Here is a 10,359-nt window from a genome sequence, read left to right on the forward strand (position 1 = left end):
GCTACGGTTAGGACTACGCTGCTCGCATGTTTTCCTCCGTCGCAGCGAAGATCCGCTTGGTGGTGGCACTGTTCCTCACCGCACTCTTGGCGCTAACTCTGTCATCGTGCTCGAGCAGTTCGGAATCATCGGCAGCCCCCACAGACCTGTGTGCGCCTCCCGGAGTGGGAGCTGCAACCGCAGCGCCCACAAACCTGGACGCAGCCGCAGGTGCGGGCGCCGAAGACCGATACACCACGGCCACCGTCACCCCGATCGACCAGATCGACATCTCGAAACTCAACTTGATCAAACCGGGTGTCATCACCGTCGGCACGCTCGGCGACGCGCCGCCGAGCATCTGCGTCAACTCCGAGAATCAGTACACCGGTTATGACAACGAGCTCCTCAAAGCCATCGCAGACAAGCTGGGCCTGAAGGTCGAGTTTGTCGGCACCGAGTTTGCCGGTCTGCTCGCGCAGGTCGCCGGACGCCGCTTCGACGTCGGCTCCTCGTCCATCACCACCACGGATGAGCGTCGTAATACCGTCGGCTTCACCAACGGCTACGACTTCGGCTACTTCTCCCTCGTCGTGCCCAACGGCAGCCCCATCACCGGCTTCGGCGATCTGGACGCGTCCAAACGCATCGGCGTCGTACAGGGAACGGTTCAGGACGATTACGTCGTCAACACCTTGAAGCTCGATCCGGTGAAGTTCCCCGACTACGCAACCGCGTACGCGAACCTCAAATCCGGCCAGATCGACGCCTGGGTCGCACCGTCACAGCAGGCCGAAGGCGCCATCGCCCCGGGTGATCCCACGTCGATCATCCAGAACACCTTCTCGGTGAACAACTTTGTCGGCTGGGCAGTGAACAAGGAAAACCAGCCGCTCATCGACGCCCTGAACTCGGGTCTCGACGCCGTCATCGCCGACGGAACCTGGGCCGAGCTTTACTCCGACTGGGTTCCGCGCGAACTTCCCGAGGGTTGGAAGCCCGGCTCCAAGGCCGCCGCGACGCCTGAGTTGCCGGACTTCGCCGCCCTCGCGGCCGAGAAGCCTGCCACGACGGACGAGACGACGACCTACCAGCCCAAGTCGACGTTCCAGCAGCTCAAGGACACGTTCTTCGACTGGCAGCTGTACAAGCAAGCGTTCCCGGATCTCCTGAAGACCGGTCTGCCCAACACCATCATTCTGGCGCTCGCGTCCGGCGTTATCGGCACAGTATTGGGCATGCTGCTGGCAGTCGCGGGAATCTCGCGGACGCGTTGGCTGCGCTGGCCGGCGCGCGTCTACACGGACATCTTCCGCGGCCTGCCGGCCGTCGTCATCATCTTGATCGTCGGCCTGGGCGTCGGCCCCATCGTCAAGAACATCACCGGCAGCAACCCGTACTGGCTGGGCGTCGCGGCGCTGTCGCTACTCGCGTCGGCGTATATCGGCGAGATCTTCCGATCGGGTATCCAGAGCGTCGAACCTGGCCAGCTCGAGGCCTCTCGCGCGTTGGGCTTCAGCTACCGCAAATCCATGTCGCTTGTGGTCATTCCTCAGGGTGTACGACGCGTTCTGCCTGCATTGATGAATCAGTTCATCTCGCTGATCAAGGACTCGTCGCTGATCTACTTCCTCGGACTGCTCGTCACACAGCGCGAACTTTTTGCCGTGGGACGCGACCTCAACGCCCAGACCGGAAACCTGTCACCGCTCGTCGCGGCCGGCCTGTTCTACCTCGCGCTGACCATCCCGCTGACCCACCTCGTCAACTACATCGACAATCGCCTCCGGACGGGACGCGCCGACACTTCCGGCACGTTGGATCCGCTCGAGCAGGCCATCGTCGTGGAAAGGGGCTGAGGACATGACCAGCTCTGAACTGAAATCCGTCTCCCTCACCGGCACGGACCTGCACCTGTCCTTCGGTACCAACAAGGTCCTGCGGGGCGTCAACCTCCACGTCGACGCCGGCAATACCGTCACCGTCATCGGGCCGTCCGGATCGGGCAAGTCGACGCTCTTGCGCGTGCTGAACCGCCTGCACGAGCCCGAGCAGGGTGACGTTCTCCTCGACGGGAAGTCCGTCCTGAAGGACAACCCTGACGAGTTGCGACAGCGCATCGGCATGGTGTTCCAGCACTTCAACCTGTTCCCGCACAAGACGGTGGCCGAGAACATCGCGCTAGGACCGAACAAGCTCAAGGGACTGTCCAAGGACGCGGCTCGCGCATTGGCCCTCGAGCAGCTCGAACTGGTGGGACTGCGGGAGAAGGCGGATTCCCGCCCGGGCAACCTGTCCGGTGGCCAGCAGCAACGTGTGGCGATCGCCCGGGCCTTGGCAATGAAGCCCGAAGTCATGTTCTTCGACGAAGCGACATCGGCCCTCGACCCCGAATTGGTCAAGGGCGTGTTGGCCCTCATGGCAGACCTCGCGAAATCCGGCATGACGATGGTGGTCGTGACCCACGAAATGGGCTTCGCCCGTTCCGTTTCCGACAAGGTGCTGTTCATGGATCGTGGCGCCGTTGTCGAAACAGGAACTCCGGAACAGCTTTTCGACGATCCGGAAACGGAACGATTGCAGGCGTTCTTGTCGCAGGTGTTGTAGGGGCCTTCGGCCCTAAATCCACCCCTGTCGGCGGGCGATCACCGCAGCCTCATGTCGATTGGCCGCCCCGAGTTTGGTGACGGCTGAAGACAAGTAGTTGCGTGTGGTGCCCGCCGACAGGTGTGCGCGGGTCGCGATCTCTTCGATGGATGCACCGTCGGCCGCGTACTCGAGCACATCCGCTTCCCGCGGTGTCAGCGGTGAATCACCGGCGCCGATCGCTTCGGCTGCCAACGACGGGTCGACGTATCGTCCACCGGAGTGAACGCTGCGAACCACTTCCGCGAGGGTCGTTGCCGACGTCGTCTTCGGAAGGAATCCTCGGACACCGGCCGCGAGGGCCTTCTTCAAGTAGCCCGGACGGCCGTGGCTCGTCACGATGATCGACGCGCATCCCGGCACGGATTGTGCGATCTGCTGCGCCGTTTCGATCCCGTCGATACCGGCCATCTGCAGATCCAGAACAGCAACGTCCGGCTGCAGTTCCGACGCCGCGACAACGGCCGCTTCTCCCGATTCCGCTTCGGCCACAACAACTATGTCGTCCTCGAGCGAGAGCATCATCGCAAGTGCGGATCGGATGAGATTTTCGTCGTCGGCAAGCAATACCTTGATCGGCTCGGTCACCGAGACTCCTTGATCGGGGAGGAAAAATGTGCGGTCAGCGTGAAGGTACCTTCATCGTGGATGACCTCGAGGATGCCACCAACAGCTGTGACGCGTTCCCGTAGCCCATTCACACCGGTACCGTCACCTGCGCGGTGTTGCACTGCACCGTCGTTGGTTATCGACACGGATTCACCTGTTACCTCGATAACTGCCTGCTGCGCGGAAGAATGACGCAGTATGTTCGTCACGCCTTCGCGGACAACCCACGCTGCGGTTTCCGCCAATTCGATGGGCAGGGCATCTGCGGACCCGCGTATGTCGGTGGTAATTCCCGCCGCCTCGAGCAGTGATCGCGCACCCGCCAGCTCCGACGCCAGTGCAATGGATCGGTAGCCGCGCACCAACTCGCGTGCCTCGGCGAGGGATTCCTGTGCGAGATCACGCACTTCGTCCATCTGCTGGGCAGCGCGATCGTCCCCGCGACGCGACAATGTAGCTGCCAGATCACTTTTCACCGCGATTGCCGACAGCGCACGCCCCACCACGTCATGCAGGTCACGCGAAAAGCGCAGGCGCTCTTCGGCTACCGACAGTGCGGCCGCAGCGCCGCGTGCCTCGTCGAGTTCGGTGACCATGCGCAAAAGCCACACCGACAGCTGCACCGTGAAGGTCATGAAACCCACCACACATGCCACCAGGATGCCCATCTCGGGTCGCCCGGCAAGCGCACACACGCCGGCAGCAACGGCTGCTCCCAGCATCACCCATCGCCACGACACCAAAGCCGCAAACGGCACCGGGACGATCATCGCCAGCCAGAAATACGGACCTTGCCCCGCGTCGTCAGCCGGTAAGGCAATAACCGCAGAGCAGAGCGCCGCCACGGTCATGACCACCACTGGTACCTTCACCGATGCGGTCCTGGTCCCACCCAACTCGGGGATGCGATCCACTGCGATAACGGCTGCGGCCGCGCTGATCACAACGAAGAGCGCTCCGAGGTAGCGATGCATGGCCGCTTCGGTGATACCGCCGAATATCCCGAAGAAAATGCCGAGGACAAAGAACGACTGACGCGTGTACAGGCGAACCTTGTCGACACTGGACGCCGTTCGCCACGTTCGGGTCGGATTCCAGCGTCCGAAGCTCTCCGCAATCATGCCTACTACCTTCTCAGAGTTCTAGGAGCGAGGTTCCCAGCGGAAGTACACATTGGCGATCAGTACCGACCCGACGATCCACGCGACCAGAACCAATAGCGGTTGACCGGCCGATACGAAAGTGTCTGCAAAACTCGCTGCGACGGCGCCGTCGTCAGCCAGTTCGGACGACGTACGCCCTACCCATCCCAGATTCACGAGATCGAGAATCGCAGCCATCGGCGTGAAGTCGAGAACGCGAGCGATGTTGTCCGGCACGACATTTCTGATGCTCGACATCCCCGCAGTTGCAAGAATGAGGATCGGCATGCACGTGATCTGCGCGGCTTCGGCATTGCGAGTTACCGCCGAGGTGATGAGTGCCAACGCAGTGAACACGGCAGCGCCACCGATGAACGCCACCAGCACCAGTACAGGATTGACCGGCACCCGCCCACCCAGAACCACCACGGCAATCCCTACAACCACCGTCAGCAGGCCCGTCAGCACCCAGGACGGCACTGCAGGGCCGGCCAGAATCTCGGCGTCACTGCACTCCCCGGTGCGCAGACGCTTGAGCACCAGTTCGTCGCGCCGCGTCGAATACACCGACAGCAGGTTGTAGAACACGACGAACACGAGCAGGAAGAGAGCAAAGATCTCGAGGCCCGACGCTACCGCTGTGTCGGACAGACCATCCTCACGCGAGATGATCAGAATTCCGATCGGGAAGATCAGAGGTAGGACTATAGCGTTGAAGAGCAACAGACGGTTTCGGCCCAGAAGGGTGAACTCCGCACGAGAGAGAGTTGCTATGCGGTTCATACCGGCGCCCCTTCGAGTTTGACGTGATGGTCGAATTGATCTGCTATGGACAGAAATACGGTCTCGAGGGATGCTGCCCGCGCATCCAGCCCGGACAAAGCCACGTTGTTGTGCTGAGCCCAGATCAGAAGATCGGTGAGCGTTTCCTGCACGGTGGCAGTAGTGATGACTACCACGTCACCTTCGACGCGCATCTCGGCACCAGGCAGGTTCGGAAGCAGGAGATCCGGCCTGCGCACCTTGATCTGCGCAGGATGATCCGCCACCACCTCGGCAACCGTCCCACTGCGCACTACGGTTCCGCGGTGCATGATCGCCAACTGATCACACAACGACTCGGCCTCGTCCAAGTAGTGCGTCGTCAACATGATAGTGACGCCAGAGGCCTTCAACTCCGCGATCAATTGCCAAGTATTACGCCGACTTTCGGGGTCGAGACCAGTCGTCGGCTCATCCAGGAACAGCACGAGCGGTTGGCCGATAATGGCGCAAGCCAAGTCGAGTCGACGTGCTTCGCCGCCGGAGAGGAACTTCACGCGGGTGTCGCTGCGATCGCGCATGTCGACTCGCTCGAGCACCTCGTCGACCGGCAGGGGATTCGAGCAGGTTCCGGCCCACATCGACAGACTCTCGCGAGCTGTGAGATCTTGAGGGAGGCCGCCCTTTTGGAGCATGATGCCCAAGCTCGGACGGAGTTCTCGGCGCTCCCGAACCGGATCCATACCCAGCACGCGCACCGATCCGTCCGTTGCCCGCGAAAGTCCTTGGATTACTTCGAGACTGGATGTCTTTCCGGCGCCGTTAGTTCCGAGCAGTCCGAACAGCTGACCCTCCGCGACAGTCAGTTCGAGATCGCGGACCGCGTAGAACGCGTCTTTTCCGGAACCGTAGCGCCGGGACATGGCCTCAACCTCGATAACCGGATCGCCCTTCATCGCGCAGCCTCCGATCGGTTCCAGCCGCGCAGAACAGGCGGACCCAGTTCCATCACGTCGGTCAGGAATCTTCCATGCGGTTCTCTCATGCATCCAGCCTCGTGGGCCGAGAGCTGCAAAAACAGTGCGTGGCGTCATCGACTTGGATGACAGTGTCACGATTCTTCGATGACAAATGTCATGGTGAACCCAGGTTTTAGGGTCACCTCATTGTTTTCCCGTTCATTTCGACTTTCCTTTACCCTCGCTTACGGCTTCTACGGTTCCCGAGACCATTCAACGAATCTCGGGAGTTCACGGTGGCTATCAAGCCTTTGGCACTGTTTGTCAAACACGACGGTGTGTCCTCACGCGCGTCGATCACCTGCCAGTACAAGTGTGGAAACGCCTGCTCGCACGAGGTACCCAACACCTCGGAAGGTGCGTACTTCCGCGATATCGCCCGCGCTGCCCTGAGCCGACGCGGCATGTTGCGCGGCAGTGGCATGGCAGTGCTGGCGGTCGGAGCGGGCAGCGCACTCGCCGGCTGCTCGGACGGAACAGCCGAAGCTGCGCCCGGAACCGGCTCGGCAGGCAGCAGCGACGGTGGCACCGGGAGCACGCCGGCCGGCACCAACTTCACCGCCGTCGCCCCCAACAAAGCGGATGCGGTTACCGTCCCGGAAGGGTACGAACAGGGCGTCGTCATCCGCTGGGGTGACGCCGTTCTCGCCGGAGCACCGGCCTTCGACTTCGAGAACCAGACCGCGGCAGCACAGGCGCTGCAGTTCGGATTCAACAACGACTTCGCCGGCCTCCTGCCCGTCGAGGGGCAGCCGAACACCTATCTGCTCGTAGTCAATCACGAGTACTCCACGGAACCGGCAATGTTCCGCGGCTACGACGCCGAGAACCCCACCGAAGAGCAGGTCAAGATCGGCCTCGCCAGCCACGGACTCTCCGTCGTACAGGTCAAGGGCGACGCCGGGTCCGGCAAGCTGGTTCCCGAAATCGGCGCCAACAACCGTCGCATCACCGGGACAACCGAATTCCTTGTCACTGGACCTGCTGCAGGCAGCGATTTCCTCAAGACAAGCGCCGATCCGACCGGCACCAAGGTTCTGGGCACGCTCAACAACTGCGCCGGCGGCGTAACCCCCTGGGGCACCGTGCTTTCCGGCGAAGAAAACTTCAATCAGTACTTCGCCAATGCGGAGGCCGTCACCGATCCCATTGTCGCGCCACGTTTGAAGCGATACGGCCTGGCCGGCGGTGCATCCGAACGTAAGTGGGAACGCCTCGACAAGCGCTTCGATCTGGTGGCAGAACCCAACGAGGTGAACCGCTTCGGATACGTCGTCGAGGTCGACCCGTGGGATCCGTCTTCGACTCCCGTCAAGCACACCGCGCTCGGCCGCTTCAAGCACGAAGCCGCCACCATCTACATCACCTCCGACGGCACAGTCGTGGCTTACAGCGGTGACGACGAGCGCTTCGACTACATGTACAAGTTCGTCTCGAGCCGAAAGATGCAGGACGGTAAGAGCCAAGCGGCCATGCGCCACAACATGACCCTGCTCGACGCCGGAACACTGTACGTCGCAAAGCTCAGCGGAAACTCTGCCGGCGAGATCGACGGAACCGGCAAGCTGCCGTCGGACGGTAAGTTCGACGGAACCGGCGAGTGGGTAGCCATCCTGCGGACCGGCGAAGACGGTAAGGGCGAATCGTTGGTCGACGGCATGAGCGCCGAAGAGGTAGCCGTTTTCACCCGCCAGGCCGGTGACAAGGTCGGGGCAACGAAGATGGATCGCCCCGAAGACTTCGAGGCAAACCCGAAGAGCGGCAAGGTATACGTCGCGCTGACCAACAACACCAAGCGCGGAGTCGACGGCGGCGCAGCGGCCGATGAGGCAAACCCCCGGAACAACAACAAGAACGGTCAGGTCCTCGAAATCGCCGACGATCACGCCGGCACCACCTTCGGCTGGAATCTTCTTCTCGTCTGCGGAGATCCGGCTACAGCTGATACCTACTTCGGTGGATTCGACAAGAGCAAGGTCAGCCCGATCTCGTGCCCGGACAACCTTGCTTTCGACCCACACGGCAACCTGTGGATCTCGACGGACGGTAATGCACTGAAGTCCAACGACGGACTGTTCAGCGTCGTCCTCGAAGGCGAAAATCGGGGTGAGACAAAGCAGTTCCTCACTGTTCCCGTCGGCGCCGAAACCTGCGGTCCCATCGTGGACGAGAAGCGCGTCATCGTCTGCGTCCAGCACCCCGGTGAAACCGACGATGCCAGCATCGAAAGCCCCGCTTCCCATTGGCCCGACGGCGGCGCCTCCCAGCCTCGCCCGTCGGTAGTCGCCGCCTGGAAGAAGGACGGCTCTCGGATCGGCTCGTAACACTCCACGAAAACGACTGTGGGGCAGATCGCATACTCTGCGATCTGCCCCACATCGTTTACCTCAGATTCTCACGAGAATCAGTTGTCACCATCCTCGCGACGCCTACGCGTCAGGAGAACAACACCCGTTCCCAGCGCCAGCAGCAGAACCAATCCGCCCGCTGCAAGCAACGTGGTGTTCACGCCACTCTCACCAGCGCCACCACCCGAGTTGATCGTTCCACCCTTAGGAGCAGGCGTCGTCGTCTTCGGCTGACCCGGGGTTGCTGTCGGCGGCTTCGGCTGTCCCGGAACCGTGGTCGTAACCGGCTGACCCGGAACCGTCGGCGGGATGACGATCGGAGGAACAACGACGATCGGGGGAATGATGATCGTCGGCGTAACCGGCACCGTCGTGGTCGGCGGCGTCGTGGTCGGCGGGTCCGACGTGACCGGTGTCGTCGGCGGCGTAGTTGTCGTCACGCCACATGGATCCACAATCTCTTCCGCGACAACTTCTTCTGTCGTGGTTTCGTCCGTGGTGGTCTCCTCCGTAGTGGTGGATTCCTCCGTACCGGTCACATCAGCATCACCGGCAGTGGTCGCGCTAGCCGTCGTCGTCGCAGCCGTGGTGGTCGGAACCACCGTGGTCGTCGTCGGAGGAACACAAGGCTCCGTCGTGACCGGCGGCGTCGTGGTGGTCGTCGGCGGCACCGTAGTGGTGGTCTCCGGCGGGTCTATCGGGTGTTCGGTGCAGAGAGCGTCGCCTGGGACACAGTCCACCGGCGGGTTCTCGCCACCAACCACCAGGTAGTTGTTCAGAACACCCGGAGTGAATCCGGGACCCGACAACGTTCCGATCTCAGGATTGACCTTGACGGTGTACGTCACTGTCGCGCTCTCACCCTTGGCCAGCTTTCCGGTGACCGTGAAGACGTTGTCAACGACACCCGAAACAACCAGCGTGGAAGTGGTAGCCGGATCCTTCGTCATTACTGCATCGTCGAGAACATCGGTCAGATCGTCGTAGAAGCTGATCTCACCATCCGCGGTACCCACATTCTTGAACGTGAGCGTGTACGTGATCTCCTGGCCGCCAACCACACGGTTTGTGGTGGACGGATCAGAGGACTTCAGTACCTCGATTGCGGGAGTGCCATCAACCGGGTGTTCGGTCGTCACCGGCGGAGGAGTGATCTCCGGACCGGTCGGCGGCTTCGCAGTACCCGTGACCTTGTTGTTGATCAGAACGCCGCCGGCAACACCGTCGTTGATCTTCACCTGGTAGGTCAGAACAACCGACTTACCCGCCTCGAGTGCACCAGTCCAACTCAACGTCGTACCCGACAGGGTCGGAGCAGCACCGTCGACACCGTCAACAGTTGCCTTGAGCGAACCGTCCACCAACACCGCGTTGTCGAGAACCTTCGACAGATCATCGGTCAACACCACCGGATCAAGGGTCGTGTTACCCGTGTTCGCACCCGTCACCGAGTACGTGATCGTCTGACCAGCAGCAACATTCGTACCCGACACCGGATCCGCAGTCTTCGCGACCGTGAAACCCGGAACCTTCACCGGATGCTCGGTGCACAGCTGCGTCGCCGGATCACACACCTCCGGAGGATCAACCGGAGGAGTCGTACCCGGAACAACGAAGTTGAGCACCGTGTTGTCGGCATTCGCCGCAACGCGATCGGCATCAGCCTTGACCGTGACGGTGTACGTCACCGTCTTGCTCTCGCCGGCCGCAAGGGTTCCCGTCACCGAGAAACCATCCGTACCGACCATCGCAGCAGTCAACGGAGCATCAGCAGTCAAGCTGCCCGCAACCAGATCAGCATCGTCGAGCAGACCACGCAGATCATCGAAGTGCGCGACCTCACCCGCACCGTTA

8 protein-coding genes are annotated in these 10,359 nt (G+C 61.8%); 3 read left to right on the forward strand and 5 right to left on the reverse strand.

The window, feature by feature from the left end:
* The first annotated feature begins 26 nt into the window (after nt 1-26).
* Nucleotides 27-1,838 carry an ABC transporter substrate-binding protein/permease gene (locus FEZ60_RS24595; RefSeq protein ID WP_172937221.1) on the forward strand — a complete coding sequence of 604 codons (1,812 nt, stop codon included), beginning with the start codon at nt 27-29 and terminating at the stop codon, nt 1,836-1,838.
* A 4-nt stretch (nt 1,839-1,842) separates the two neighbouring features.
* Nucleotides 1,843-2,586 (forward strand): amino acid ABC transporter ATP-binding protein, encoded by a 744-nt coding sequence (locus tag FEZ60_RS24600; protein WP_033237041.1) that lies wholly within the window; start codon nt 1,843-1,845, stop codon nt 2,584-2,586.
* A gap of 12 nt (nt 2,587-2,598) precedes the next feature.
* Here FEZ60_RS24600 and FEZ60_RS24605 read toward each other — a convergent pair whose 3' ends face one another.
* Genes FEZ60_RS24605 through FEZ60_RS24620 form a run of 4 tightly spaced genes read right to left on the reverse strand, consistent with a single transcriptional unit; the run spans nt 2,599 to nt 6,094 of the window.
* A complete protein-coding gene (locus FEZ60_RS24605) occupies nt 2,599-3,213 on the reverse strand; it encodes a response regulator transcription factor (protein WP_172937222.1) in 615 nt (204 codons plus the stop codon).
* Nucleotides 3,210-4,355 carry a histidine kinase gene (locus FEZ60_RS24610; protein WP_172937223.1) on the reverse strand — a complete coding sequence of 382 codons (1,146 nt, stop codon included), beginning with the start codon at nt 4,353-4,355 and terminating at the stop codon, nt 3,210-3,212. The genes FEZ60_RS24605 and FEZ60_RS24610 overlap by 4 nt, the downstream gene beginning before the upstream one ends.
* Before the next feature lie 21 nt (nt 4,356-4,376).
* Entirely contained in the window at nt 4,377-5,159 is a 783-nt protein-coding gene (locus FEZ60_RS24615; protein WP_045065990.1) for an ABC transporter permease, read from the reverse strand.
* The gene (locus tag FEZ60_RS24620; protein ID WP_172937224.1) at nt 5,156-6,094 is read right to left on the reverse strand and encodes an ABC transporter ATP-binding protein; all 939 of its coding nucleotides are present in this window, start codon (nt 6,092-6,094) and stop codon (nt 5,156-5,158) included. Before FEZ60_RS24620 ends, FEZ60_RS24615 begins: the two co-directional genes overlap by 4 nt.
* 299 nt (nt 6,095-6,393) lie before the next feature.
* Here FEZ60_RS24620 and FEZ60_RS24625 point away from each other — a divergent pair, with 299 nt between their 5' ends.
* Nucleotides 6,394-8,481 carry an alkaline phosphatase PhoX gene (locus FEZ60_RS24625; protein WP_172937225.1) on the forward strand — a complete coding sequence of 696 codons (2,088 nt, stop codon included), beginning with the start codon at nt 6,394-6,396 and terminating at the stop codon, nt 8,479-8,481.
* 80 nt (nt 8,482-8,561) lie between these two features.
* Here FEZ60_RS24625 and FEZ60_RS24630 read toward each other — a convergent pair.
* On the reverse strand, nt 8,562-10,359 hold a 1,798-nt coding region (locus FEZ60_RS24630), incomplete at its 5' end, for an isopeptide-forming domain-containing fimbrial protein (protein WP_172937226.1).

Source organism: Rhodococcus sp. MS16, from assembly GCF_013277795.1.
Classification (GTDB): domain Bacteria; phylum Actinomycetota; class Actinomycetes; order Mycobacteriales; family Mycobacteriaceae; genus Rhodococcus_F; species Rhodococcus_F globerula.